We start from the raw sequence: 25,855 nt of genomic DNA, 5'->3' as shown, positions 1-25,855 counted from the left end.
AGGCGTTCGATTTCCCATTCAGATCCCACTTTTGATCCCGAAACGGCGAGGGCAGCGCGTTGAGCCACGACTGGACCGATAACCGCAAGAACCTGATGCTCTTCAGCGGGCGCGCCCATCCGGAGCTGGCCGAACAGGTGGCCAAAGAACTCGACGTTCACGTGACCGCGCAGACCGCGCGTGAGTTTGCCAACGGCGAGATCTTCGTGCGCTTCCAGGAGTCGGTGCGTGGATGTGACGCCTTTGTTCTGCAGTCCTGCCCGGCACCGGTGAACACCTGGCTGATGGAACAGCTGATCATGATCGACGCGCTCAAGCGCGGCAGCGCCAAGCGGATCACCGCGGTCATGCCGTTCTACCCCTATGCCCGGCAGGACAAGAAGCACCGCGGCCGCGAACCGATCTCGGCGCGGCTGATGGCCGATCTACTCAAGACCGCCGGTGCCGACCGAATCGTGACCGTCGACCTGCACACCGATCAGATCCAGGGCTTCTTCGACGGACCCGTCGACCACATGCGCGGGCAGAACCTGCTGACCGGCTACATCAGGGACAACTACTCCGACAACAACATGGTCGTGGTCTCCCCCGACTCGGGCCGGGTGCGCATCGCCGAGAAATGGGCCGACGCGCTGGGCGGCGTTCCGCTGGCCTTCATCCACAAGACCCGCGACCCGCGAGTGCCCAACCAGGTGGTCTCCAACCGCGTGGTGGGCGACGTCGCCGGCCGGACCTGCGTGCTGATCGACGACATGATTGACACCGGCCGCACGATTGCGGGTGCGGTGCAGTTGCTGCGCAACGACGGCGCCGGCGACGTGATCATCGCGGCGACCCACGGTGTGTTGTCTGACCCCGCCGCCGAGCGGCTGGCCGCATGCGGTGCCCGCGAGGTGATCGTCACCAACACCCTCCCGATTACCGAGGCCAAGCGCTTTCCGCAGCTCACGGTCTTGTCCATCGCTCCGCTGCTGGCCAGCACCATCCGCGCCGTATTCGAAAACGGCTCAGTCACAGGACTATTCGACGGAGACGCGTAGATGGCCGCCGGAACCGCGGGGACCACACCCGAGGCCGTCATCTACCACAATCCCAAGTGCAGCACGTCGCGCAAGACCCTGGAATTGCTGCGTGAGCAGGGCCTGGAGCCGACCGTCGTCCAGTATCTGAAGACACCACCGACGCGGGACGAGTTGGTGCGCATGATCGGCGATGCCGGCATCGAGGTGCGCACCGCCGTGCGCAAACGCGACCGGCTGTACGAGGAGCTGAACCTCGCCGACGCGACCGATGCGCAACTGCTCGACGCGATGGCCGAGCACCCCGTGCTCATCGAACGGCCGTTTGTGGTCACCCCGAAGGGCACCCGGCTGGCTCGGCCGGTCGAGGCCGTTCGCGAGATCCTGTGACAGCTCGCCGGATCGCAGCGGCCGTCGTTTCACTCGCGGTCACGATGCCGGCGGTTGCCTGCAGCACACCCGAGCCCCCTGACTACAAATCCATCTGGACCACGAGCGCAACAACCAGCACCACCGCCACCACCGCCCCGCCCGTGCCGCTGTCGCAGTACCTGGAAAGCATCGGGGTCAGCGGAAAGCAGATCGCGCCGAGCGACCTCAAAGGCCTTACCGTGTCGATCCCGACACCACCGGGCTGGTCCCCCTACGAGGGCCCGAAGATCAACCCGGAAACGGTGATCATCTCCAAGGGCGGCCACTACCCCACGGCCAGACTGGTCGTGTTCTTGCTGCGCGGGAACTTCGACCCCGCCGACGTCGCCAGGCGCGGCAACGACGACGCGCAACTGTTCGAGAACTTCAAACAGCTGGACGCCTCATCGGCAGACTTTCACGGTTTTCCCTCGTCGATGATGCAGGGCAGCTACGACCTCGAGGGTGCCCGCATGCACAGCTGGAATCGGATCGTCATTCCCACCGGGCCGCCGCCGGACAACCAGCGGCATCTGGTCCAACTGACCATCACCAGCCTGGCCAGTCAGGCCGCCGGCAGCGCATCCGACATCGAGTCGATCATCAACGGATTCGTGGTTGCGGTGAAGTGATGGCCGACTGGACCGCCGCGGATCTACCGTCGTTCACCGGGCGCACGGTCATCGTGACCGGCGCAAACAGCGGGCTGGGCGCCGTCACCGCGCGCGAGCTGGCCCGCCATGGCACCAGGGTCATCCTGGCCGTGCGCAACACGAGCAAGGGCGAGGCCGCCGCACAACAGATGACCGGCCCCAATGCCGGCCCGGTCGAGGTCCGCCGCCTCGATCTGCAAGATCTGTCATCGGTTCGCGAATTCGCGGCCGGCGTCGACAAGTCCGACCTGCTGATCAACAACGCCGGCATCATGGCCACGCCCTACTCGCTGACCGCGGACGGCTTCGAGAGCCAGATCGGCACCAACCACCTCGGCCATTTCGCGCTCACCAACCTGTTGCTGCCCAAACTCACCGACCGGGTGGTCACGGTGTCGTCCATGGCGCACTGGACGGGCCGGATCAACTTGGCCGACCTGAACTACCAGTCCCGGCGGTACTCCCCCTGGCTGGCCTACGGCCAGTCCAAACTCGCCAACCTGCTGTTCACCAGCGAGCTGCAAAAGCGCCTGGACGCGGCCGGCTCGCCGCTGCGTGCGCTGGCCGCCCATCCGGGGTTCTCCCACACCAACCTGCAGGGGGCCTCGGGCCGCAAGCTCGGCGATGCGGTCGTGTCGTTCGGCACCAGGCTGATCGCCACCGACGCCGATTTCGGGGCCCGCCAGACTTTGTACGCCGCCTCTCAGGATCTGCCGGGCAACACCTATGTCGGGCCCAGATTCGGCTACGTCGGTCCCACCCGATCGGTGGGCCGCAGCCGGCGCGCCAAGAACGCAGTCACGGCCGCCGCGCTGTGGGAGCTGTCCGAGCAGCTCACGGGGGCCGAATTTCCGTTCTGAGCGCCACCACACCGGCCCAGCCCCACCAGTCGCTGGGGTAGCCGGCGGGCACCCCCGCCCGCCGCGAATTTCCACTCCGAGGTGCGGATGCGCTAACCTTGCCGGGTGTCACGGCGAGGGTGGCTGACGGGTATGTGCCGATCAGAGCACCGTTATCGACGGAGACCGACGGTTGTCGCGATCCTCGCCCGTGCCATGAACCAGGCACCAAGCCCAGAGGAGCGACACAATGGCCAAAGCTGCAGTCAACCAACTAGTGGTTACCGTACGCACCGAGACCGGCAAGGGCGCCTCCCGGCGAGCCCGCCGTGAGGGCAAGGTTCCGGCCGTGATGTACGGCCACGGCGCCGAGCCGCAGCACTTGGAGCTACCCGCCCACGACTACGCGGCGGTCCTTCGAAACTCCGGCACCAATGCGGTGTTCACCCTCGACATCGCGGGCGAGGAGCAGCTGGCGCTGACCAAGGCGCTGGACATCCACCCGATCCGCCGCACCATCCAGCACGCCGACTTGGTGGTGGTGCGCCGCGGCGAGAAGGTCGTCGTCGAGGTCTCGGTTGCCGTCGAAGGCGACGCCGCGCCCGGCACCCTGGTTACCCAGGAGGCCAACACCATCGAAATCGAGGCCGAGGCCATGTCGATTCCCGAGCAGCTGACGGTGTCGATCGAAGGCGCGGAGCCTGGCACCCAGTTCACCGCGGGGCAGATCGAGCTGCCTGCCGGCGTCGGTCTGATTTCCGACCCCGAGATGCTGGTCGTGAACGTGGTGACCGCACCGACCGCCGAGGACCTCGAGCAAGCGGGTGGCGAAGAAAGCGCCGAGTCCGCGGCAGCCGAGGGCGAGGGCGGTCAAGCCGAAGCCGAGTCCGAGTAAGCGGTTCGCAGTATGGCCGAGCCGTTATTGGTCGTCGGCCTGGGCAACCCGGGGGAAAACTACGCCCGTACCCGGCACAACCTCGGGTTCATGGTTGCCGACCTCCTTGCTGCCAGGCTGGGCGCAAAGTTCAAGGTGCACAAACGCTCCGGCGCCGAAGTGGTGACGGGTCGATTGGCGCAGCGCTCGGTGGTCCTGGCCAAACCGCGCTGCTACATGAACGAGTCGGGCCGCCAGGTGGCACCTCTGGCGAAGTTTTACTCGGTGCCACCGGCGGACCTTATCGTCATTCACGACGAGCTCGACCTCGATTTCGGCCGCATCAGGCTCAAATTCGGGGGCGGCGAAGGCGGGCACAACGGATTGCGCTCGGTGGCCGCGGCGCTGGGCACCAAGGACTTCCAGCGGGTGCGCATCGGCATTGGCCGCCCGCCCGGCCGCAAGGATCCGGCGACATTCGTGCTGGAGAATTTCAGCTCACCGGAGCGTCCGGAAGTACCCACGATCTGCGAACAGGCCGCTGACGCCACCGAGTTGCTCGTCGAAATGGGCCTGGAGCCGGCCCAAAACCGGGTCCACGCCTGGTGAGGCCGGTGTGGGTTTAGCGCTTGGCCGCCGCGGCTTCGGCGATGGCGTGGATGGCCTGCGATAGCTGCTGTCCCACCTCAGCGCGACCGGGGTCGATGGCGGTGAGCAGCGGAGCTGGATCGAAGTAGCTGATGTGCGCCGGACCGCGGGCGTCCGCCCAAACATGGACCCGCACCGGAACCACCGCACCGATCGCTTGAGTGGTACCGAACAGCGTCTTGCCGATCTGTGGATCACCCACGAAGAAGCTGTGTGAACGCTGTAGCTGCATTCCGATCGCTTCCAGCCTGGAAGCTTGATTCACATCACCGAGAATCACCATCCCGTTCTGGTCGGCCGCCGAGTGCAACGCATCAATGCTCGCCTCGAAAGCGGTCGATGTGTCGACCGTGACGAACCTGGTCTCCACCTTGGTTTCCTGAGGTGTGCCGCCGCCCGCGGCCGCGGCCGCGGCGATGGTGCGGATTGCTTGCGAGATCTTCTGACCGGCGTCGGCCAGGCCCGGATCGACGGCGGTGAACTCCGGCGCCGGGTCGATGTAGCTGATATGCGCCGGGCCATCGCCATCCACCCAGACGTGCACCCGTACCGGAACCACCGTGCCGATCGCTTGAGTCGCATCGAAAAACGTCTTACCGATCTGCGGGTTACCAACAAAAAAGCTATGCGCGCCCGGCAACCGCAGGCCGTTGGCCGCCAGCTCAGCATCCTGGTTGATGTCACCGACGATGAGCATCCCGTTGTCGGCGGCGGCGGCGCGCAGCGCATCGGCGGTGGCTTCGAACGGCTGGCTCGAGGTGTAGGTGATGTAGGTCGTCGAAACGGTTCGCTGCCCGTTTGCTGCACCGGTGGTCACCGAAGCGCTGGGCGATTCGGTAGCGATCTTGTTGCCGCCGCTACAGCCGGTCACGGAAAAGGCCACGACAACGGCAACGACAGAAAGGCGTGCGGCGACTCGCGCCGCTAGGGATCGTGATCCGCGAAACATCAGGTACTGCTCCCTTCGACACCGCGATGGGGCCGGCTGTTCGGCTAGCAAAGCCGTGGCAGCGGTCACTTTGGCAAGAACATTCCACCATTGCTTCGCTGCCCAGAGAACACCGTGATCAGTCGGCCAGGCGTGCATGTCCTGGCAGCAGCCAACGCGCCAGCATAAGCGCGCGCCAGTAGGGGCCGGATGCCCTTGTGGTACCGACGATGTCGCCCGGGGCGGCAGTCCGACGGGTCTCCACAATGCGGCTCTGTACAAGAGAGGGAATCGCCATGTCGTTTGTGCTCGTAACGCCCGAAGCATTGTCCGCGGCGGCCGCGGACACGGCCCGAATTGGGTCGGCCATCAACGCGGCCACCACGGCAGCGGCGGCCCAGACCACATCCGTGGTGGCGGCCGCGGGCGATGAGGTATCGGCGGCGGTCGCGACGTTGTTCGGCACCTATGGTCAGACATATCAGGCGCTGGCGGCTCAGGCCTCGGGGCTTCACCAGCAGTTCGAAAACGCCCTGGCAGCGGCCGGCAGCTCATATGCGGGCGCGGAGGCCGCCAGCGCCGCACCCCTGCAACAGACGCAGGCCGCGTTCAGCGCCGTCGAGCAGAACGTGTTGTCCGCGGTCAACGCGCCCTCTCTCGCGCTCACCGGGCGCCCGCTCATCGGCAACGGGGCCGACGGCGGACCGGGCCAACCGGCGGCAACGGCGGCAACGGCGGGCTGCTGTTTGGCAATGGTGGAGCCGGCGGCAACGGCGGAGACGCCTACGTGTTCGGCAATGGCCAACCCGGTGGTAGTGGCGGCGCCGGCGGCGACGCCTACCTGTTGGGTACCGGCGGCGCCGGCGGACACGGGGGTCTCGGCTCTGTCGGCGCGGCCGGTACCAACCCCTCCGCGCCCTACCTTCAGGCCGCGAGCGGCACCGATGGCCTCAGCGGCCCCGCAGCCCAGACCGGTGGAGCTGGTGCCGACGGCAACCCCGGCCAACAAGGGGGCACGGGCGGCACCGGCGGCGCCTGCAGCGTCGGCACCGGCGGCAGGGGCACCGCGGGGCGGGCGGTGCCGGCGGCACCGGCGGCACCGGCGGGGTTGGTGGCACCGGGGGTACGGGTGCTGGTGGAGGGGGCAGGACCGGAGGGGTTGGTGGCGACGGCGTAACCGGTGCTACCGGTGCGTCCGGGCAACCCGGCGCATCCGGCTGACCTGGCTGCGCGCGCAACAGGTAGAGGCCCCCGCCAGCGGCGGGGGCCTCTACCTGTTTCTTGCCTTTATCCGTCTCTTCGCGGCGGCTACGTGACCAGAGTCAGTGAGTTGGACCGACGCAGCTTGCCCGACGGGGTCTTCGGGATGGTGCCCGGACCCAGCACCACAACATTGCGCGGACGCACGTCGACCTCGGCGACCACCTCATGGGCCACCTGGTGCTCGATGCGGCGCACTTCGGCGGGATCCTCGTAGGCATTCGACTCGACGGCCACGGCGAAGGTCTCGCGCGAGTGCCCGGCGTCGAGGCGCACCGCTACCGCGCAACCCGGACGCACCCCTTCGACGCGGCCCGCGGCCCGTTCGATGTCGGTGGGATAGATGTTGCGACCCGCCATGATGATGACGTCCTTGACCCGCCCGCACACGACGACGTGGCCGTTTTCCATCTGGTAGCCCAGGTCGCCGGTGTCATACCAGCCGAGCTGGTCCTGAGCCGGGATGAATCCGCCCATGGTGAGGTAACCGGGCGTGACGGACTCGCCGCGCAACTCGATCACTCCGACACCCCGGGAGGGCAACACGTTGCCGTCCGCATCGACGATGCGGGCCTCGATGCCCTGCAATAGCGGGCCCAGCGAGGCCAGCCGGCGGGTGTTGCCCTTGGCGGCAGGAACCGCCCGCCGCAACGCAGCCATCAGGTCGGCGTCAACCTCGTCGACCACCAGACCGGCGCCGCACTCGGAGAAGGCCACCGCGAGGGTGATTTCGGCCATCCCGTAGGCCGGCAGGATCGCCTGCGGCCGCAGACCGAACGGTGCGCCGGCTTCACACAGGTCTTCGACATCGGACGGCTCTACCGGCTCGGCACCGGAGAGCGCGAAACGCAGACTGGACAGGTCGAACTGGCCCGGCTTGGCTTGTTTGCGCAGCCGCTTGGCGAACAGCGAGTAGGCGAAGTTGGGGGCGGCCGTCATCGTGCCCTTGTACTTGTCGATCAGCTTGGCCCACAGCAGCGTGTCCCGCATGAAGTCCATCGGGGTGACCTTGACCAGCTCACCGGCGAAGTACATCGGCACGGTCAGGAACCCGATCATGCCCATGTCATGGAACAGCGGCAGCCAGCTGACCATCACGTCGGTTTCCGCGTCGTACTCGGCGCTGATGTACATCGCCTCGAGGTTTGCGAACAGGTTGCGGTGGGTGATCTGCACGGCTTTGGGCGAACCCGTGGATCCCGATGTCAGCTGCATCAGCGCCAGCTCGTCTTCGCCGACTTCGACGGGGTCGATGGGCTCGGATGCCAGCAGCTGCTCGAAGGTGAGCACCCTGATGCCGCGCTCCTCGAGCACCGGAGCCGCGGCCATGAACGGGTCGGAGATGACGACGGCCTTGGCCTCGATCATGTCGACGACGGTCGTGGTGTCCTCGGCCCACAGCGCCAGGTCGGTGCGCGGGGTGGGCTGGTGCAGCATGGTCAGGCTGGCGCCGCGGATCCACAGCCCTTGGGCGGTGGGAGCGATCTCCACCGGGGCTCCGGCCAGCACGCCGACCGCGTCGCCGGGGCCGACGCCCGCGGCGGCAAGCCCTCCGGCGATCTGACGGGCCCGCTCGTGCACCTCGCCCCAGGTGTGCCGAACCGGGGTGTGCGGCTCACCGGTCACCATGCCCTTGGTGGTCTCGCGAGCGTTGCGGAACATCTTTTCGGTAAACCTGCTCAAAGCAACCTCCTCGGTTCGGGCCCCAGGGTCCGGGTTTTCATGTTCCGCCTGCTTGATGTCACATTGCGACAGGCGCGCGCACACAATTGGGGAGCGGTTAGGTCTCGAATCAGTGATGAATCCTCGACCCGATACCGGGTCGCGTGATGGGCAAGGGCAAGGCTCGGCGAGCCGAGCCGGCGGTGACTAGGCGTCCGCCCAGCGCTGCGCTGGGCGGACAAAAATCTCGCGCCATCTTGCTCATCACTACTCGTCACCGCGGATTATCTTAAGCAGTTCTTAAAGAACTGCCAAACCCTCACGCGTATTGAGGCAGATTTCACAATCCGCTTCTCAGACGGTGCTCTGCGAACTATCGTGCCCGGCTACTCCGGGGTTCCCGGCGTCGGCACCACCCGGGCTCCCGGCACCGGTCCGGTGGCGATTCGAACGGTACGACAGACGCCCGCTCCCGACAGCTGCGCGCTGACATCCAGCGCGGACTCGGCCGTGCGGCACAGGAAGGCACACGTCGGACCGGAGCCCGAGACGATGCCGGCGAGGGCGCCGGCCTCCACCCCGGCACGCAGCGCCCGGCGCAGCGCCGGGTCCAGGCTCACCGCGGCGGCCTGCATCTCGTTACCCAGCAGGGGCGCCAGCTGCTCGGGATCGCCGGCCGCCAGAGCCGCCAGCACCGGCCCGGGCTCGGCGAGCCGAGGTGGACTCCCCACGTCCCTGAGCCGGTCCAGCTCGGTGAACACCGCCGGGGTGGACAGGCCACTGCGTGCGAACGCCAGCACCCAGTGGAAGGTATTCCGGGACAAGACCGTCGCCAGTTCCTCGCCGCGGCCCGTGCCCAGCGCGGTACCGCCGTGCAGCGCAAAGGGCACATCACTGCCCAGCTGCGCGGCCAGCATGCGCAGGTTACGCCGGGGCAGGTTGAGCTCCCACAGCGAATTCATCGCCACCAGTACCGCGGCCGCGTCGGCGCTGCCCCCGGCCATGCCGCCGGCCACCGGAATCGACTTGTCGATGAAGATCGACACGTCCGGTGCGCGGCCGACGTGTTCGGCCATCAGCTCGGCCGCCTGCCAGGCGAGGTTGCGTTTGTCGGTGGGCAGTTTGTCGGCGCCCTCGCCGACGACCTCCAGCGACAGCAGGTCGGCGTTGCGCACCGTCACCTCGTCGACCAGGGAGACCGCGTGAAACACCGTGGTCAACTCGTGATAGCCGTCATCGCGGCGATCGCCGACCGCCAGGTACAGGTTGACCTTGCCGGGGACCCTTACGGTCGCCGACCCGGTAGGCACCCACAACTCAGCGGTGTTTCCGTCCGACGTCCTCGACACCGCAGCAGACTATCGCTGCAACCTGCGAACACACCTACCGGCGTGCGTCCACCACCGATCAGGTCGCCGAAACCGGCCCCGGCACCTGCCCCTCATCGCCTGCCACACCGGCGTCGGGCGGCCCACCGGAGGTGTCGGCAGAGCGGGTGAGCAATCGCACGAAGTCCTCGATGGACAGCGTCTCACCACGACGAGCTGGGTCGATGCTGGCCGCGAGCAACCGATTGGCCGATTCGTTGCCCGAGCCCGCCCACTCCAGGAACGCGTTTCGCGATGTCTTGCGCCGTTGCGCGAAGGCGATGTCCACCAATTCGAACACCTGCCGGCGGAAGTTCTCGTCGGTGGGCCAGGGCGTGGTCTCGTGGCGGTCGATGCGGACCAAGCCGGAGTAGACGCGCGGGATCGGCCAGAACACCGTGGGCGACACCATGCCGCAGCGGCGCACCCGTCCGTAGAAGCCGACCTTGACGCTGGGCACGCCGTATTCCTTGCCACCTGGTTCGGCGGCAAGCCGTTCGGCGACCTCAGCCTGGACCATCACGGTCACGACCCGGATGGACGGGAACTCGGCGAGTAGATGCAGCAACGCGGGAACCGCGACGTTGTAGGGCAGATTGGCGACCACCGCGGTCGGCTGGTCGGCCACGTCCTGCCTGCGCAGCGTCAAGATGTCGTGATGGACGACGGTCAAGCGCCCGATCTCGCTATCGGAGTGCTCGGCCACGGTTTGGGGTAGCCGAGCCGCAAGCACCGGGTCGATCTCGACGGCCGTCACGGCGGCGCCGCGCTCCAGCAGGGCCAGCGTCAGCGAGCCCAGCCCGGGACCAACTTCGAGCACCTGGTCAGACCGGGTGATACCGGAGACAGCAACGACCTTGCGCACGGTGTTGGCGTCGTGGACGAAGTTCTGTCCAAGGGATTTGCGTGGCCGGATATCGAGTTCTTTGGCCAGCCGCCGGATCTCGGTACGCCCGAGCAGCCGGATGGTCAGTGTGCCCCCGCTCGCCCACTACACACGGGCCAGGCGCCCCAGCCCTGCCGTTGACGGGTCACCTCGGCCACCGCGATCTGTTCTTCGCGGGTGGCCAGGTCAGCCCGCTCGGCGTACCGCAGCCCGCCGTTAGCCACCCAGGTGCCCTGATCGAACTGCACGCCGCCGTAGTAGCCGTTCCCGGTGTTGATCGCCCAGTTGCCGCCGGCCTCACAACCCGCGATGGCATCCCAGACGGATCCGTCGATCACCACGGGCACTTCGGTGCCCGGCTTGGTGCCCACCCGGACCACCGCTTCGCGCGCCGGAGTGATCACCACGTTGGCGACCGGCAGCTTGCCGGTCACCACGCCGTTGACCTCGGCGACCGCGAAGGTCACGTCCTGGGTTCCCGGCGCACCCGGGTCCTCCACCACTTCCCGGCTGATGTTCATCTCGGGGTCCTCGATGCGCCGCGCCGGCGGGGGCAGCTCCACCCGCTCGGTGACCCGCTCGATGCGGTTACGCGTCACCTCGATCTGCATGCCGTCGACGATCGGAGTCGCCGCACTGGGCGCCACCTGGTCGTTGCCCTGCAACGGGGCGCCGGCCGCGCTCAGCAACGCCGCGACGTTGGCGGCCGGCAAGTGCACGCTGCGCACCACACCGCCGTCGTTGATCTGCACGTTCTTGGCGCTGACGACGGGCAATGCCATCCCCGCCAGCGGCACCCGGCTGCCACGAGAGGCCGTGGCCGGAGCCGTGTCGGTCATCGCGAGTTGGGCCAGCGCCTCATCCACGGTGGAGGCCGTGGTCCACACCTTCTTGACCTGGTGGCCGTCCAGCGAGATCTCCAGCGGGCGGCTGCGCCGCAGCACGATGGTCTCCGCGTTGTGCACCGCCACTTCGGCGGCCGGATACAGGTCGTCACCGTCTCCGACGGAGTAGCCGTTCTCCTGAACGATGTCGATCACCCGCGACTTCATCGTCGTCACCCGCATCGCGGTTCCATCGACGGTCAATGTCACGGTCTTGGACGCAGAAACTGCGTAGCCGCCGGCCAGGGCCAGTCCCACCAGCAGAGCGCCAACCACAGCGCGCAACATGGGCGATTCAGTTTGATGAAGTTTCGTAATCAGATTCAACGTCCGTCTATCCCCGACCTCAGCAACAACCCAACGACCTTTTCAGCAGAAAATGACAAAATGGACCCAGAGGCCCACCTGTTCGATAACAAGACGGTAACGAACCGTCCAATGTTGAGCAACTCCGGCGGCGGGGTGTTACAACCGCGGACCGGGAATCGCCTGTTGGCCTAGCCTAGTCCATACACTCGCCGAGCATTGCTGGCCGTTACCTGGGCCAATTCCTCAGCACTACCATTGAGCAGCTCAGCGAGCGCCCGAACGGTGTAGGGCAGGCAATACGGTTCGTTCGCTGCACCGCGGTAGGGGTGCGGGGTCAAAAAAGGTGCATCGGTTTCGACCAGAAGCTGGTCCAGCGGTATCAGCGGGACCGCTTCGCGCAGCTCGCGGGCGTTGCGGAAGCTCACCGTCCCGGACAGGCTCAGCAACCATCCGGCCGCCACACACTCGCGAGCCATCGCAGCGTCCGACGAGAAGCAGTGGAAGATCACGGTGTCGGGAGCGCCCTCGGCGCGCAGCACGTCGAGCACCTCGCGATCGGCCTGCCGGTTGTGGATCATCAGCGGCTTGCCGGTCCGCTTGGCCAGGTCGATGTGCCAGGCAAAAGCCTCCCGCTGCACGTCGGGGTCCGCACATCCTTCCAGTCGGCCCGGCCAATACATGTCCATACCGGTCTCCCCCACCGCCACTACCCGCCGATGAGCTACCAGTTCTTCGATTTCACGGCGCGCGGCCTCGGTCAGCGCGTCGGTCCGGGTCGGGTGCAGCGCCACCGCGGCGTAGACCCGCGGATCCCACTCGGCCGCACGGGTCACCCATCGCGCCGATTCCAGATCGTCAGCGATGGTCACCACCGCCTCCACCCCGACCGCCGCGGCACGGTCGACGATGGCGATCACTCCCGCGGCATCGGCGGCGCCGCAGGCATCGAGATGGGTATGCGCGTCGATCAACGGTGCCAGGGGCTGCGGGGCGGGCGGTGCTTCTCGTTTGGCGGCGCGGTTGGAGCTCACGCGCACACAATAGGACTAACCAATAGGGTGGGTTCTGAGATGAAGCCCTATTACGTCACCACTGCGATCGCGTATCCCAACGCCGCACCGCACGTGGGTCATGCATACGAATACATCGCCACCGACGCGATTGCCCGGTTCAAGCGGCTCGACGGCTTCGACGTCCGCTTCTTGACCGGGACCGACGAGCACGGGCTGAAGGTGGCGCAAGCCGCCGCGGCCGCGGACATCCCGACCGCGCAGCTGGCCCGGCGCAATTCCGATGTGTTCCAGCGCATGCAGGAAGCGTTGAACATCTCCTTCGACCGGTTCATTCGCACCACCGATTCCGACCACTACGAGGCCTCCCAGGAGATCTGGCGGCGCATGGATGCTGCCGGCGACATCTATCTGGACAGCTATTCCGGCTGGTACTCGGTGCGCGATGAAAGGTTCTTCGTCGAGTCGGAGACCCAAGTTGTCGACGGCACCCGGATAGCCACCGAAACCGGAACCCCGGTGACCTGGACCGAGGAGCAGACCTACTTCTTCCGGCTGTCGGCCTACGCCGACAAACTGCTGGCGCACTACGAAGCCAACCCGGATTTCATCGCGCCCGAGGTGCGGCGCAACGAGGTGGTCAGCTTCGTCTCCGGTGGGCTCAAAGACCTATCGGTCTCCCGCACGTCGTTCAACTGGGGCGTTCCGGTACCCGGACATCCCGACCACGTCATGTACGTGTGGGTCGACGCGCTGACCAACTATCTGACCGGGGCCGGCTACCCGGATACCGGCTCGGAGGCCTTCCTGCGCTACTGGCCGGCTGATCTGCACATGATCGGCAAGGACATCATCCGGTTCCACGCCGTCTACTGGCCGGCATTCTTGATGTCGGCCGGCATCGAGCTGCCGCGCCGGGTTTTCGCGCACGGGTTCTTGCACAACCGCGGCGAAAAGATGAGCAAGTCGCTGGGCAACACCATCGACCCGATGGGCCTGATCGAAACGTATGGAGTGGACCAGGTTCGCTACTTCTTACTGCGCGAGGTCCCATTCGGGCAGGACGGCAGCTACAGCGAAGAAGCCATCATCAACCGGATCAACACCGATCTGGCCAACGAGCTGGGAAACCTGGCCCAGCGGTCGTTGTCGATGATCGCCAAGAACCTGGGCGGGGCGGTACCCGAGCCCGGCGAATTCTCCGCCGCCGACAGGGAGCTGCTGGCGATCGCCGACGGGCTGCTGGAACGGGTGCGCGAACACTTCGACAATCAGTCGATGCACCTTGCTCTGGAAGCGATTTGGCTGATGCTCGGCCATGCGAACAAATACTTTTCCGACCAGCAGCCGTGGGTGCTGCGCAAGAGCGAGTCCGAGACCGACCAAGCCCGGTTCCGCACGACGCTCTACACCACATGTGAGGCCGTGCGCATCGCGGCGCTACTGGTTGCGCCGGTCATGCCGGAGTCGGCCGCCAAGTTGTTGGACCTGCTGGGCCAGCGGCCAGATCAGCGGTCGTTCAACGCCATCGGCGCCCGCCTGGTCCCGGGCACCGCGATGCCGTCGCCCACCGGTGTATTCCCGCGCTACCAGCCGCCGCCTTCCGAAACCGGGTAAGCGTTACCAGCGCGGCCGATCGCCTGTACCGCTGCGGCAGTAGTGCGGTTGAGCGAACCACTTTTGGGAGCCCACCCCACTGCCGCACTTTCGGCTTGGCCGGTCGACGCCGTGGCGCCAAGGACGCTTCCCGCGCAACGGTTTTGCCGGGCATGCTTTCAAGGTGAGCAGGGGGTTTCAACGCCAAGACTCCGGATTTGTCCAGACTCCCGGGCTCGCAGAGCGAACGGCCAGGCGCCAGGCTAGATCCCGGCATCAAGCGGACCAATAGGATGTTTCCGCAGTGATCGAGAATCGCAAGAACCTGGAGTCATACCTGGCCGCGGATCTACACGCCTACGGCCTGGATCGCTGGCGACTCCGGCCCCCAGGGAACGCCGGAGCCCTGCTCCGGCACCGGATCTTGCAGCGCCCCGCGCATTTTCAGCGTTTGCTACGCAAGTCCGAGTATTGGACGAATTCGGCTCGGACGCCGGCCGGCCGACTCCTTGCCGGGTATCTTCGGCTACGAACCAAGTTCCTCGGCGAACGCCTCGGCTTCGACATCCCGCGCAACGTATTCGGCCCGGGCCTCTCGATCGCCCATATCGGCTCGATTGTCGTGAACTGCAACGCCAAAGTCGGCTCGAATTGCCGAATCCACCATGGCGTGACAATAGGTGAAGGACGCGCCGGCGAATACCCGACGATCGGCGATGACGTTTTCATCTCGGTCGGAGCCACGGTGCTCGGCGCCGATGTCGGCAGCCGTGTGGTCATCTACGCGAGCGCGGTCGTCATCAAGCCGGTACCTGACGATGTCGAGGTCGCCGGCATTCCCGCCCGAGTCGTCAGGGACCGTCGTCCGGGCGGCCTGCGCCCCCAGAGGCCGGGCTCCTAGGTCCGGCACCCAGATCGCCGACCGGCACAGGAAACTCGTTCAGCACAACGTCAGCAAACCTACGGTGTCATTGATCGCTGACCGAGGTCTGCGCGTCGCGGGGCACATCGAGTGCTGCAATGGCGTAAAAGCCGGAATCGTCGCGGCCGTCCCGAGCCAGCAGCATGGGCGGATAGTCCACCAGGTGCGAACCATTCGGTTTGTGCTGTTGCCAATCGATCGCAGCCCGTAGCGTGTAGTGACCGGCCGGCAGGCCAGTCAGATCGATACGTACCGTCTCGGTTGCCGACGCCGGTATCGGCGCAATGGCATTGCGATCGCCGGGCGCCTCGGGAACCAGAGATTTGAGGTCCACGCTCGATGGCAGCGTGCGAATCGTCTGTCCGGTGAAGTCCACCAACCGGAAGCCGGGTACCCATTTCTCGGTCGCAGCGGCGGAGCCGGAGTTGGTCCAGACCACCGAGATGGTCGCCGCCTTGCCGTCCATCCCTTGGGATCCGGGTTTGGCTTCGACCGAATAGCGATATCCCGCGGTCGCATTGGCCTGGGCCCACAGCAAGTACAGCTTGGGATCCATCGGTGAGCGCGAGTCCTCGTCGGGGAAGTTGATGCTCGATGTCATCGAGACGTGGTATCTCATGACGTCGCGCAGGCCCTTCTCGTAGTAGGCCTGCCGCGTGGTGCCCTCGGGCAATTGGCACCATTCGGTGATCACCGGCGCCGTGGCCAGTCGTTGCCGCAGCTGCCCGACCACGGGATCTTGGGTCTGCACGTAGTGAGCGCCATTGCCGTCCGCCCAGGCCGGCATTGGCGCATAGACCCCAAGGCAGTCCGACCGGATACCGACCGGCGCGGAAAGCTTCTTGGTGACGTCGTCGGCAAGGAGTTCGCGAACGATCTCCGGGTTGGCCGGACTGGTCACCAATTGGGTTCGGGGGAAGGCGCTGACGTTCGCCCCGACCAGCTGCCGAATGGAATCGGTGGTGATGTTCTGGTCGCGGAACTGGCTGTAGTAACCAAGGGCGGCGGCGCTGGCATCGGGGGCCGGACCGGGCGCACCTAGCGAGTCACGCAGATAGGCGATGTGGTTTTCGCTGAAGTCTCCGTATCCGGAGAACTCGAACACGCTGAGCCGTTCGTCGCCGTCGTAGCGGCGGCCCAGCGCCGCCAGCAACTCGCCGAAGCTGCGCAGATAGGTGGGATCGTTGAAGTTCGGCACCACCTGCGTCACTCCGGCACCCACGCCGTGGGCCGGCCCCGGATAGCTGGTGGTGGTTCCCGGAATCGCGCGCAACCAGTCGGGCACGGCGATGTTGGTGTTGTTCGGGTAGGAGTCGTTGCAGCAGGAGTTGTAGGCGTAGATGCGCAGGGTCAAGCGCATGCGACGATCGGCCAGCTTGCTCAGCGCGTCGTCGATCAGGCCGAAGTCGTACTTGAGTTCATCGGGAGGGTTGGGCCCCAGCGTGGCCGGATCCACCGGCTGCAGCTGGCGCCACGGGAGACGCAAGCTGGCGTCGAACGACGCCGGCCAAGCCGGGTACCGCTGCTGGGCGGGATCGCGTTGCGGGAACAGCGGTTCCAAGAGGTCTTCGTACTGGCCGCGCAGCGGGTTGGGGAGCTCCTGGGAAGCTGCCGGAATCGCGGGACTGACTATCGCGGCCAGTGGGCTGTTGTTTTCGTGGCTTCTGCTGCAGCCGTCGAGTGCCCCGCCCAGTAGAAGAACCACGCACGCAACAACGATCGATGTGTGTTTCTTAATTGTCCGAACCATTCTCACATTCGAGCCAGATCGCGCCGAGCATCGACGCCTCGCGGTCGGCGAGCAACGGCATCGGCATCCAACGAGCGGATAACAACGCCGCCAACGCGTTGCTGACTACCTTCAGTTGACGAGCGGCCTGTTCGAGCCCAGATTTTCGAATGCACGCCAGTGCGCATTGATAAACCCCAGTTCGCCTGGTTTTCCGCCGGGTCTACCGGGAAAGTCACGGCTCGATTCTAGTTAAGCGAGCCTAACACGCACGCCCGGTCCAGCCGCGCCGCCGAGCCGGCGCGCGACGGCCCAATGCGGTGACGATGCGCCCGGTCAGCTAACCGGAGGTGGTTGGCGCAAGCAGGCCCGGCCGTGGGACCGGGCGTGCCGAAAGTGAGACAGCTCACAATCGGGGCCCTTACTGTCACGGCAGGCCGGTCTGCGGTGTCTTGAGGGCACAAGTCCGTTGCGTTCCCCAAGAGTCCGCAACAACGGCAACAACACGGAGGCAGCAGATGAGCGAGATGACCGAGGACCGCAACCATGTCGTCGTGATCGGCGGCGGCTACGCCGGAATCATGGCCGCCAACCACTTGAGGTCGCGTGCGGACCTGGAGATCACCGTGGTGAACCCGCGTCCTGTCTTTGTCGAGCGGATTCGGTTGCACCAGTTGGCCGCGGGCAGCGGCACCGCCACCGTCGACTACGACTCGATGCTCGGCGACGGCATTCACCTGGTGGTCGACGCCGTCGACCGGATCGACGCCGATGAACACCGGTTGCTACTGACATCGGGATCCGAGCTGGGCTACGACTACCTGATCTACGCCGTCGGCAGCACCGCGGCGATGCCCGCCGTGGCAGGCGCCGCCGAGTTCGCATTTTCGGTGGCCGACCTCGACGGCGCGACACGGCTGCGGCACGCGATGGCCGATCTGCCCGCCGACGCCGCCATCACCGTGGTCGGCGGCGGATTGACCGGCATCGAGGCCGCGGCCGAGCTTGCCGAGCGTGGCCGCCGCGTCACGTTGGTCTGCGGCGGCAGGCTGGGGCCGTCATTGAGCAACCGCGGCCGCCGCTCGGTGGCCAGGCAACTGGGCAAACTCGGGGTGAACGTGCTGGAATCGGCGGCCGTCAGCGAAGTCCGGTGGAATGCGGTGGTGCTGGCCGATGACACGGTGCTCGCCAGCGCCGCCACCGTGTGGACGGCGGGATTCGGTGTCCCGGATCTGGCCGCCCGCAGCGGGCTCCGCACCGACGATCTGGGCCGATTGCTCACCGATGAGACGCTGACCAGCGTCAGCGATGACCGCATCGTTGCCGCCAGCGACGCCGTCGCGCCGTCGGGCCAGCCCTTGCGGATGAGCTGCCAAGCCGCCGGGCCGCTGGGGGCCCAGGCGGCAAACACGGTGCTGAGCCGGATCGCTGGAGATCAACCCGTCGCGCTGAACCAGGCGTTCGTCGGACAATGCATCAGCGTGGGCCGCAGCTACGGCACGATTCAACTCGCGCACACCGACGACACCCCGGTGAACGTGATCATCGGCGGCCGTGCCGGCGCGGCAGTCAAGGAAGCCATCTGCAAGGGCACCCTGTGGGCGCTGCGGCGCGAGGCCGCCAAACCCGGCTCGTACTTCTGGCTGAAGGGCGGCAGCCGACCCGTCCAACCGTCGGCCGAGCAACCGGTTGTGCTCCCATGACACCACCGTCGCACAGTGACGAGCATGCCGAACGGTTCACCCTGCTGCGCCCGCTGTTGTTCACCATTGCCTACGAAATCCTGGGCTCAGCAACCGAATCCGACGACGTGCTGCAGGAGAGCTATTTGCGGTGGGCGGCGGTCGACTTGTCGGCCGTCCGCGACACCAAGTCCTACCTGGCCCAACTGGTAACTCGCCAGTCGCTTAACGCATTGCGGGCCGGCGCTCGCCGCCGCGAGGAGTACGTGGGGCCGTGGCTCCCCGAGCCGCTGCTACTCGACGAGAGCGACCCGTCGGCTGATCTGGTACTCGCGGAATCGGTGTCGATGGCCATGCTGGTCCTGCTGGAGACCCTGACCCCCGACGAGCGCGCGGTGTTCGTACTGCGCGAGGTGTTCGGATTCGACTATGAGGAGATCGCCGACGCGGTGGGAAAGCCCGCTCCGACGGTGCGCCAGGTCGCTCACCGGGCCCGCGCGCACATCCAGGCGCGGCGCAAGAAGTACGGCGATGTCGACCCGCAACGCAATGCGCAGCTCACCGCCCAGTTTCTGCAGACCGCTGCCAGCGGCGACGTGGAAGCGTTGATGGCGATGCTGGCACCGGATGCGACCTGGCTGGCCGACAGTGGCGGCAAGGTGTCTGCGGCCCGCAAGCCGGTGGTCGGCGCCGAACGGGTGGCCAGGGCCATCACCGGGCTCATCCGCAAAGCAGCAACCGAACTGCAGGTCGAGCTGGTGACGTGCAACAGTGCTCCCGCGGTCCTGTTCTATCTCGGCGGGCAGTTGGAGGGAGTGATCACGCTGGAAATCGTCGGCGACAAGATCACCAACTTCTATGTGATGCGTAATCCGGACAAGCTGACGGCGGTGGCGCGGGCCCACGAAATCAGCCGCGGCTAGGCGTCGCGGCCCGGCCGCTCACCGGCACCGCCGCACCGCCTGCCGTCGCCGGGCTGGACTCGTGGCGTGCGAAAACCCATCGTTCTGTCAAGCTAAAGCGGTGTTAATCGACCGGCTCGGCGATCTTGGCAGCGCCCCCCAGGTGCTGCGCGCCGTCGGCCATGCCACCCGGCAACTGGATCTGCCGCCGCCGGCCGCCCTCACTGGCGAATGGTTCGGCGCGCTGGCAGTCATCGCCCCCAGTGTGTCGGTGCGGCCGGTGACCAGCACAGATACCTTCCCGATCCGGCGCGGCGCCGATACCGCGGCGGCGTCGGTGCCGGGCGCGGTCGGTGGCGGCTGGGTGGGCTACCTGTCCTATCCAGACCCTGGCGCCGACGGACACGGTGGCCGAATCCCGGAAGCGGCCGGCGGCTGGACCGACAGCGTGCTGCGCCGGGACCGCGACGGGCGGTGGTGGTACGAAAACCTGTCCGGTGCGCCCATGCCGGACTGGCTGGGCAACGCGCTATCAGCAACCCCGGGGCTATCCGCCCGCCCGGCGGCGACCTGCCTGATCGACTGGGGAACGGCCGACCGGCACGCACACCGCGAAGGCGTGCTGGCCTGCTTGGATGCGATCGCGGCCGGCGAGGTCTACCAGGCGTGCGTATGCACCCAGTTCACCGGAACGGTGGCCGGGGACCCACTGGATTTCTTCATCGACGGAGTCGCGCGCACTTCCCCGGCCCGGGCCGCCTATGTCGCCGGCGATTGGGGCGCGATCGCATCGCTGTCCCCCGAGCTTTTCCTGCAGCGTCGCGGCGACACGGTGACATCCAGCCCGATCAAGGGGACCCTGCCCCTGGACGCCTGGCCGTCGGCGTTGCGGGCATCGCCCAAAGAGGTGGCCGAAAACATCATGATCGTGGACTTGGTCCGCAACGACCTTGGCCGGGTTGCGATTACCGGCACCGTGACGGTGCCCGAACTGCTGGTGGTGCGGCGCGCCCCTGGGGTGTGGCACCTGGTGTCCACGGTGTCGGCCCAGGTCCCGGTCGAGTTGCCGACCTCGGCGCTCCTGGACGCCACCTTCCCACCCGCCTCGGTCACCGGAACACCCAAACTCCGTGCCCGCCAATTGATTTCGCAATGGGAACAGCGCCGTCGTGGAATTTACTGCGGCACAGTTGGTTTGGCCTCTCCAATCGCCGGTTGCGAGCTCAACGTCGCCATCCGCACCGTGGAATTCGACACGATAGGCAACGCGGTACTGGGCGCGGGAGGCGGCATCACCGCCGACTCCGATCCCGGCGCCGAATGGGAAGAATGCCTGCATAAGGCCGCGCCCGTCGTTGGCTTGCCGGCGCCCACAACCGCCACCAGGGTGGGCTAGTCAGCAAACCAGGCCCCGATAACCAACGAATTTCGGCCAACGCCCACGCAATGGGCCGCTGACGCCTAAGCCCCTAAGCATCGACCCGTGTGCGCGCCGCGGTCGAATGCGAGAGGGGACCTTCATGAGAGTCGGTGTCGTTGGCGTTGCCGCCGCGGCCATGGTGGGCGGGACGGTGGCGGTTTCGCCACTGACCATGTCCGGGCCGATGCACGCGCCTAACCAGGGGGCATGCACCGCGGGGCAGCAATGCGACCGGCTGGCATCGGTCCTGATACCGAAGCCGCCCGGAGAGGCAGCACAGCCCGCCGGACCGGCGGAGATAACCCCCGCCGAGGCACCGCAGGCCATGCTGCCGGGCTTGGAGCAGCCACCCGCGGTCCCTGCAGCAGCTCGCATTCCCGGCGGATCGGGCCTACCGGGCGGCCTGGACGCGGGCGGCTCGGCCCTGACCGCGTTGCCGCCCCCTGCCGGCGTCCCTGACGTCGGCATTCCCGGCGTTGGCATCCCCGGTGTCGGTCTTCCCAGCGCGGGTGTTCCGACGGTTGGTTTCCCCACGATCGGTGTGCCCTCGGTGCCGAACGTGGTCGGCTCGGTGCTGGGCATCACCGGCTCAGTGACGAGCGCCGTGACTTCCGGCGCACTGGCAGTCACCTACGTCATGCTCGCCTACAACACCCTGCGCTCGGCAGGAATCCTGCCGGACCTCAGCGTACCGATCAGCTCCGTGACCAATATGCTGCTGCCCTCCACGGCGACGGCATCATCACTGCTGCCCACCTTGGCCGCGCCGGGCCTGGCCGCCTTGCCCGGCCTGACCCCCGCAGGTCTGGTCACGCTGGCGTCAATGGGCGGAATACCGGGTCTTAGCCTGCCCGCCCTGTCGGGAGTGTCTCCAGCAACTCTGCTGACCGAGGCGGCCAATGCCTTGCCGGGTCTGGCGAGCGTGTCAACCACCGACCTGCTGGCGGTGGCCGTGATGGGCGGAGCGCCGCAGCTGGCCTCCATGCTGCCCATGCTTCAGGCCGCGCTGCCGGGCATGTCGGCCACCGATGTGATGGCGATGGTGACGGGCGGACTGCCGCAGCTGCCGGGCGGCCTGCCAAACCTTCAGGCCATTCTGCCCGGGGGCGATCCGACGATGCTGGCAGCGACCCAACTGATCGGCAGCTACGGCGCCGCATCCGTTTCGCGGCGCGCCAGCTGGACCGCATCGTAGAGTTCGCGCGTACGGATGCCCTGGTGCCCCGTAGCCACCTCACTGCAGGCGTCTTTGACCCGAATGCCGCCCGCGACGAGGTTCTCCACCTCCGCCACCAGCGACTGCAGGTCGACGTGCAACGGGGCAGCACCGGCCAGTACCACGGTGATTTCGCCGAGCACGCCGTCGGCCGCCCAGTCGGCAAGTTCGCCGAGCGATCCGCGTCGCACCTCCTCGTGCACCTTCGTCAGTTCCCGGCAGACCGCGGCGGGACGCGAACCCCCGAGCTGCTCGACGGCATCGCGCAGGCACGCCGCCAGCCTGCGCGGTGACTCGAAGAACACGCAGGTGCGCGGCTCTTCGGCCAGCGAGGCCAGCCAGGCCCGGCGCGCCCCGCTCTTGCGTGGCGCAAACCCCTCGAAGCAGAACTTGTCCGACGCCAAACCGGATACCACCAGTGCCGTCGTTACCGCGGACGGCCCGGGCAGGCAAGTCACCGAGATCCCGGCCTCGATACACGCCGCCACCAATCGATAGCCGGGGTCGTTGATGATCGGCATTCCGGCGTCGCTGACCACCAACACCGTCGCGCCGGCTTCAATCGCCTCGACCAGGGTGCCCACCCGCAAGGCCTCAACCCGATCGAACAGGCTGACCACGCGGCCGCCAATCGAGATGTCGAGCGCCTTGGCCAGGGTTCGCACGCGGCGCGTGTCCTCGGCCGCCACCACATCGGCACTGGTGAGCGCATCGATCAGGCGCGCGGACGCATCCGAGGGCTGGCCCAATGGGGTTGCCCCGAGCAGCAGACGACCAACGGTCATGACCGACAGCCTACGATCGACACCGATGACCGCACCGCCTCAAGAAACCTCCGTCGTCGCCGGGGAACGCGCGGTACCCGTTGTCAGTCCCGGACCGCTGGTGCCGATCGCGGATTTCGGGCCGGTCGACCGGTTGCGCGGCTGGGTGGTGACCGGCGTAATCACGCTGCTCGCCGCGGTGACCCGGTTCCTGAACCTGGGTTCGCCGACCGATGCCGGCACGCCGATCTTCGACGAGAAACACTACGCACCGCAAGCCTGGCAGGTGCTCAACAACCACGGCATCGAAGACAACCCGGGGTTCGGCCTGGTCGTTCATCCTCCCGTCGGCAAACAGATGATTGCGATCGGTGAGGCCCTGTTCGGGTACACCGGATTGGGGTGGCGATTCAGCGGCGCGCTGCTGGGCGTGGTCATGGTGGCGCTGGTGGTGCGGATAGTGCGCCGCATCACCCGGTCAACCCTGGTCGGAGCCATTGCCGGACTACTGCTCATCTGTGACGGCGTCAGCTTCGTGGCCGCCCGCACCGCGCTGCTCGACGGCTTCCTGACGTTTTTCGTGGCGGCCGCCTTCGGCGCGCTCATCGTCGATCGCGATCAGGTGCGGGCGCGCATGCACGTCGCCATGCTGCAGGGACGTATCGGCGAGACGGCCTGGGGCCCGCGGCTGGGGGTGCGGTGGTGGCGCTTCGGTGCCGGGGTGCTGCTGGGCCTGGCCTTCGCCACCAAGTGGTCTGGTCTGTATTTCATCGCGTTCTTCGGCGCCATGTCGCTGGCGTTCGACGTGGCGGCGCGGCGTCAGTATCGGGTGCCCCGGCCATGGCTGGGGATGTTGCGTCGCGACCTCATCCCCACCGGATATGCGCTGGCGCTCATCCCGTTCGGGGTCTACCTGGCCTCCTATGCGGGGTGGTTCGCGTCGGAGACTGCGATTGACCGCCACCAGGTGGGCCTGACCATCGGTCCCGATAGCGTGGTTCCGCTGCCCGACGCCATTCGGTCGCTCTGGTACTACACCGCCAAGGCGTTTCACTTCCACGCCACCCTGACGAATTCCGCCGGCAATCACCACCCATGGGAGTCCAAGCCGTGGAGCTGGCCGATGTCGTTGCGCCCGGTGCTTTATGCCATCGATCAGCAGAACGTTCCCGGCTGCGGTCCACAGTCCTGTGTCAAGGCCGAGATGCTGGTCGGCACGCCCGCAATGTGGTGGCTGGCCGTGCCGGTGTTGCTCTACGCGGCGTGGCGAATGTTTGTGCGCCGGGACTGGCGTTACGCGGTCGTCCTGGTTGGCTACTGCGCCGGGTGGTTGCCCTGGTTCGCCGACATCGATCGACAGATGTACTTCTTCTATGCGGCGACCATGGCCCCATTTTTGGTGATGGCCATCGCGTTGATTCTCGGTGACATCCTCCACCAGCCCGGCCAGGGCAAGGAGCGGCACACCTTGGGGCTGATCTTCGTCTGCTGCTACATCGCGTTGGTGGCGACAAACTTCGCGTGGTTGTTTCCGGTGCTCACCGGCCTGCCGATCTCACAGCAGACCTGGGACATGCAGATGTGGCTCCCCAGCTGGCGCTAGGGCAAGGGGTCTCGGGCGACCGGGCATGACATGCACCGCGGCCCGCCCCGGCCGGTACCCAACTCGGATCCGCCGATGGTGAGCACTTCGATGCCCGCCGCCTCGAGGCGCGCGTTGGTCTGGGCATTGCGCTCGTAGGCGACGACGACACCCGGCGCCAACGCCAGTGCGTTGTTTCCGTCGTCCCACTGCTCACGTTCGGCGACAACGGGATCGATACCGGTCCCGATGACCTGCAGCTTTTCGATGCCCATCGCACGGGCGGCCGCCTCCACGAACGGAACCGCATCGCTGATGGTGACGCCATCGGGCTGGCGCTCGATGGTGAAGGCCGTGAGCTCATCGACGACGTTCGCGTACATCACCACCTTGTCGACGTCGACCATCGTGCACACGGTATCCAAATGCATTTGGGCACGCCGCTGAGCGATCGGCACGGCCAGCACCGTGTGGGCGAGGTCGTCATCAAAAAGGCTCCGCGCCAATGCTTCCGCACCGGCCGGCGTGGTTCGCTCCCCCACCCCGACGGCAACCACGCCGGGAGCCAGTAGCAGCACGTCACCGCCCTCGACGGGAGCGGTGCGCGACTCGTAGGCGCGGCGTATTCCGGTGAAGCGCGGGTGATGGGCGTAGATGATGTCGGTCAGCGACGCCTCGCGTACGCGCGCCCGCATCGCCAGCGACGGGATGACAAACCGCGGCCCGATCCATATCGACGAGTCGCGGGTGAACAGCAGATTCGGCAGGGGCTCGATGACAAAGTCCGCGTCGTGGTGCATCCGAACCACCAGCGACACGTCGGTGCGGGCATCGGCCGGAAGCTCGTTGAACGTCATCCCGGCGGTCAGGACATGCGACAGCCGAACCGGGTCCAGACCACGCAGGTAAGCGGAAAGCTCTTGCGCCAAGGGTATTCCAAGCCGACGCGAATCCACGGCGGCCGCGACCCCCTGCATGCGGGCGGCGCCGCTGTGCAGCGCCTCGGTCAGCAGCTCGGAAAGCAACAGCACTTCCACACCACGAGAGCGCAGCAGCTCGGCGAATTGGTCATGCTCCTCCTGCGCCCGCGATACCCACGGCAGCCCATCAAAGAGCAGCTGGTCGCTGTTGCGCGGGGTGAGCCTGCGCAATTCGGTTCCCGGGCGGTGCAGGATGACGACCTTCAGCGTTCCCACTTCGGAATTGGAGCCCAACTCATCAACCACAACTCAAACCGTAGCGGTGCCGGCTTCACCGGTCGCGCCGTACGTCGCCATCGAACTGATGTGCGA

At 66.8% G+C, this 25,855-nt stretch carries 24 protein-coding genes; 14 read left to right on the top strand and 10 right to left on the bottom strand.

Translation table 11 applies throughout. The features are described 5' to 3' along the window. The first annotated feature begins 59 nt into the window (after positions 1 to 59). From MMSP_RS07810 to pth, 6 genes are all read left to right on the top strand, one after another. Positions 60 to 1,040: a ribose-phosphate diphosphokinase gene (locus MMSP_RS07810; RefSeq protein WP_020786172.1), complete on the top strand. Its 981-nt coding sequence runs from the start codon at positions 60 to 62 to the stop codon at positions 1,038 to 1,040. Beyond that, entirely contained in the window at positions 1,041 to 1,409 is a 369-nt protein-coding gene (gene arsC, locus MMSP_RS07805) for an arsenate reductase (glutaredoxin) (RefSeq protein WP_020729728.1), read from the top strand. It abuts the gene before it with no gap. 44 nt (positions 1,410 to 1,453) lie between these two features. Next, entirely contained in the window at positions 1,454 to 2,062 is a 609-nt protein-coding gene (locus MMSP_RS07800) for an LpqN/LpqT family lipoprotein (RefSeq protein WP_200861969.1), read from the top strand. Further along, entirely contained in the window at positions 2,062 to 2,943 is an 882-nt protein-coding gene (locus MMSP_RS07795; protein ID WP_020786170.1) for an oxidoreductase, read from the top strand. Before MMSP_RS07800 ends, MMSP_RS07795 begins: the two co-directional genes overlap by 1 nt. Positions 2,944 to 3,172: 229 nt before the next feature. Then, the gene (locus MMSP_RS07790) at positions 3,173 to 3,817 is read left to right on the top strand and encodes a 50S ribosomal protein L25/general stress protein Ctc (protein ID WP_020786169.1); all 645 of its coding nucleotides are present in this window, start codon (positions 3,173 to 3,175) and stop codon (positions 3,815 to 3,817) included. Positions 3,818 to 3,829: 12 nt separating this feature from the next. Next, positions 3,830 to 4,405: an aminoacyl-tRNA hydrolase gene (gene pth / locus MMSP_RS07785; protein ID WP_020726405.1), complete on the top strand. Its 576-nt coding sequence runs from the start codon at positions 3,830 to 3,832 to the stop codon at positions 4,403 to 4,405. 13 nt (positions 4,406 to 4,418) lie between these two features. Here the strand turns inward: pth and MMSP_RS07780 are convergent, their stop codons facing one another. After that, positions 4,419 to 5,327, bottom strand: a complete 909-nt coding sequence (locus MMSP_RS07780; protein WP_106407446.1) for a DUF302 domain-containing protein — start codon at positions 5,325 to 5,327, stop codon at positions 4,419 to 4,421. A 184-nt stretch (positions 5,328 to 5,511) separates the two neighbouring features. Further along, positions 5,512 to 5,838, bottom strand: a complete 327-nt coding sequence (locus MMSP_RS28205; RefSeq protein WP_020786167.1) for a hypothetical protein — start codon at positions 5,836 to 5,838, stop codon at positions 5,512 to 5,514. Between MMSP_RS28205 and MMSP_RS29525 the strand changes: the two genes are divergently transcribed. Continuing rightward, positions 5,729 to 6,688, top strand: coding sequence for a PE family protein (locus tag MMSP_RS29525; protein ID WP_304412626.1), 960 nt, complete (start codon positions 5,729 to 5,731; stop codon positions 6,686 to 6,688). The genes MMSP_RS28205 and MMSP_RS29525 overlap by 110 nt on opposite strands. Here MMSP_RS29525 and MMSP_RS07770 read toward each other — a convergent pair. The 5 genes from MMSP_RS07770 to MMSP_RS07750 all read right to left on the bottom strand — a co-directional run bounded on the left by MMSP_RS07770 (position 6,681) and on the right by MMSP_RS07750 (position 12,777). Then, positions 6,681 to 8,315 (bottom strand): fatty acyl-AMP ligase, encoded by a 1,635-nt coding sequence (locus MMSP_RS07770; RefSeq protein ID WP_020786165.1) that lies wholly within the window; start codon positions 8,313 to 8,315, stop codon positions 6,681 to 6,683. The genes MMSP_RS29525 and MMSP_RS07770 overlap by 8 nt on opposite strands. Before the next feature lie 365 nt (positions 8,316 to 8,680). Next, positions 8,681 to 9,643, bottom strand: coding sequence for a 4-(cytidine 5'-diphospho)-2-C-methyl-D-erythritol kinase (locus MMSP_RS07765; protein ID WP_179953019.1), 963 nt, complete (start codon positions 9,641 to 9,643; stop codon positions 8,681 to 8,683). A 58-nt stretch (positions 9,644 to 9,701) separates the two neighbouring features. Beyond that, complete coding sequence (gene rsmA, locus MMSP_RS07760; protein WP_036426311.1) at positions 9,702 to 10,634, bottom strand: 16S rRNA (adenine(1518)-N(6)/adenine(1519)-N(6))-dimethyltransferase RsmA; 933 nt, start codon at positions 10,632 to 10,634, stop codon at positions 9,702 to 9,704. Beyond that, positions 10,631 to 11,758 (bottom strand): resuscitation-promoting factor, encoded by a 1,128-nt coding sequence (locus tag MMSP_RS07755; protein WP_036426310.1) that lies wholly within the window; start codon positions 11,756 to 11,758, stop codon positions 10,631 to 10,633. Before MMSP_RS07755 ends, rsmA begins: the two co-directional genes overlap by 4 nt. 170 nt (positions 11,759 to 11,928) lie before the next feature. Continuing rightward, positions 11,929 to 12,777, bottom strand: coding sequence for a TatD family hydrolase (locus tag MMSP_RS07750; protein ID WP_020726411.1), 849 nt, complete (start codon positions 12,775 to 12,777; stop codon positions 11,929 to 11,931). A gap of 33 nt (positions 12,778 to 12,810) precedes the next feature. Between MMSP_RS07750 and metG the strand changes: the two genes are divergently transcribed. Continuing rightward, the gene (metG, locus tag MMSP_RS07745) at positions 12,811 to 14,367 is read left to right on the top strand and encodes a methionine--tRNA ligase (RefSeq protein ID WP_015356980.1); all 1,557 of its coding nucleotides are present in this window, start codon (positions 12,811 to 12,813) and stop codon (positions 14,365 to 14,367) included. Between the two features lie 283 nt (positions 14,368 to 14,650). Further along, complete coding sequence (locus MMSP_RS07740; RefSeq protein ID WP_036426309.1) at positions 14,651 to 15,247, top strand: serine O-acetyltransferase; 597 nt, start codon at positions 14,651 to 14,653, stop codon at positions 15,245 to 15,247. A gap of 67 nt (positions 15,248 to 15,314) precedes the next feature. Here the strand turns inward: MMSP_RS07740 and MMSP_RS07735 are convergent, their stop codons facing one another. Continuing rightward, positions 15,315 to 17,018 carry a hypothetical protein gene (locus tag MMSP_RS07735; RefSeq protein WP_015356982.1) on the bottom strand — a complete coding sequence of 568 codons (1,704 nt, stop codon included), beginning with the start codon at positions 17,016 to 17,018 and terminating at the stop codon, positions 15,315 to 15,317. A 497-nt stretch (positions 17,019 to 17,515) separates the two neighbouring features. Here MMSP_RS07735 and MMSP_RS07730 point away from each other — a divergent pair, with 497 nt between their 5' ends. From MMSP_RS07730 to MMSP_RS07715, 4 genes are all read left to right on the top strand, one after another. Next, positions 17,516 to 18,700 carry an NAD(P)/FAD-dependent oxidoreductase gene (locus MMSP_RS07730; RefSeq protein WP_020786158.1) on the top strand — a complete coding sequence of 395 codons (1,185 nt, stop codon included), beginning with the start codon at positions 17,516 to 17,518 and terminating at the stop codon, positions 18,698 to 18,700. Continuing rightward, the gene (locus MMSP_RS07725; protein ID WP_015356983.1) at positions 18,697 to 19,602 is read left to right on the top strand and encodes an RNA polymerase sigma-70 factor; all 906 of its coding nucleotides are present in this window, start codon (positions 18,697 to 18,699) and stop codon (positions 19,600 to 19,602) included. The genes MMSP_RS07730 and MMSP_RS07725 overlap by 4 nt, the downstream gene beginning before the upstream one ends. A 100-nt stretch (positions 19,603 to 19,702) precedes the next feature. Next, positions 19,703 to 20,977, top strand: a complete 1,275-nt coding sequence (locus MMSP_RS07720; protein WP_036426308.1) for an aminodeoxychorismate synthase component I — start codon at positions 19,703 to 19,705, stop codon at positions 20,975 to 20,977. A gap of 124 nt (positions 20,978 to 21,101) precedes the next feature. Then, positions 21,102 to 22,196: a hypothetical protein gene (locus tag MMSP_RS07715; protein ID WP_235065696.1), complete on the top strand. Its 1,095-nt coding sequence runs from the start codon at positions 21,102 to 21,104 to the stop codon at positions 22,194 to 22,196. Here the strand turns inward: MMSP_RS07715 and rsmI are convergent. Beyond that, complete coding sequence (gene rsmI, locus MMSP_RS07710; RefSeq protein ID WP_020786156.1) at positions 22,148 to 23,002, bottom strand: 16S rRNA (cytidine(1402)-2'-O)-methyltransferase; 855 nt, start codon at positions 23,000 to 23,002, stop codon at positions 22,148 to 22,150. The genes MMSP_RS07715 and rsmI overlap by 49 nt on opposite strands. Before the next feature lie 25 nt (positions 23,003 to 23,027). Here rsmI and MMSP_RS07705 point away from each other — a divergent pair, with 25 nt between their 5' ends. Further along, positions 23,028 to 24,584: a dolichyl-phosphate-mannose--protein mannosyltransferase gene (locus MMSP_RS07705; RefSeq protein WP_036426306.1), complete on the top strand. Its 1,557-nt coding sequence runs from the start codon at positions 23,028 to 23,030 to the stop codon at positions 24,582 to 24,584. Here the strand turns inward: MMSP_RS07705 and arcA are convergent. Further along, the gene (arcA, locus tag MMSP_RS07700) at positions 24,581 to 25,789 is read right to left on the bottom strand and encodes an arginine deiminase (protein ID WP_036426305.1); all 1,209 of its coding nucleotides are present in this window, start codon (positions 25,787 to 25,789) and stop codon (positions 24,581 to 24,583) included. The two genes, MMSP_RS07705 and arcA, sit on opposite strands and share 4 nt — an antisense overlap. Positions 25,790 to 25,855: the final 66 nt, after the last annotated feature.

The sequence above is a fragment of the Mycobacterium sp. 012931 genome (assembly GCF_000419295.1).
GTDB classification, from domain to species: domain Bacteria; phylum Actinomycetota; class Actinomycetes; order Mycobacteriales; family Mycobacteriaceae; genus Mycobacterium; species Mycobacterium marinum.
Note: the sequence above shows the minus strand (reverse complement) of the source record. Positions and strands in the feature narration are given on the sequence as shown.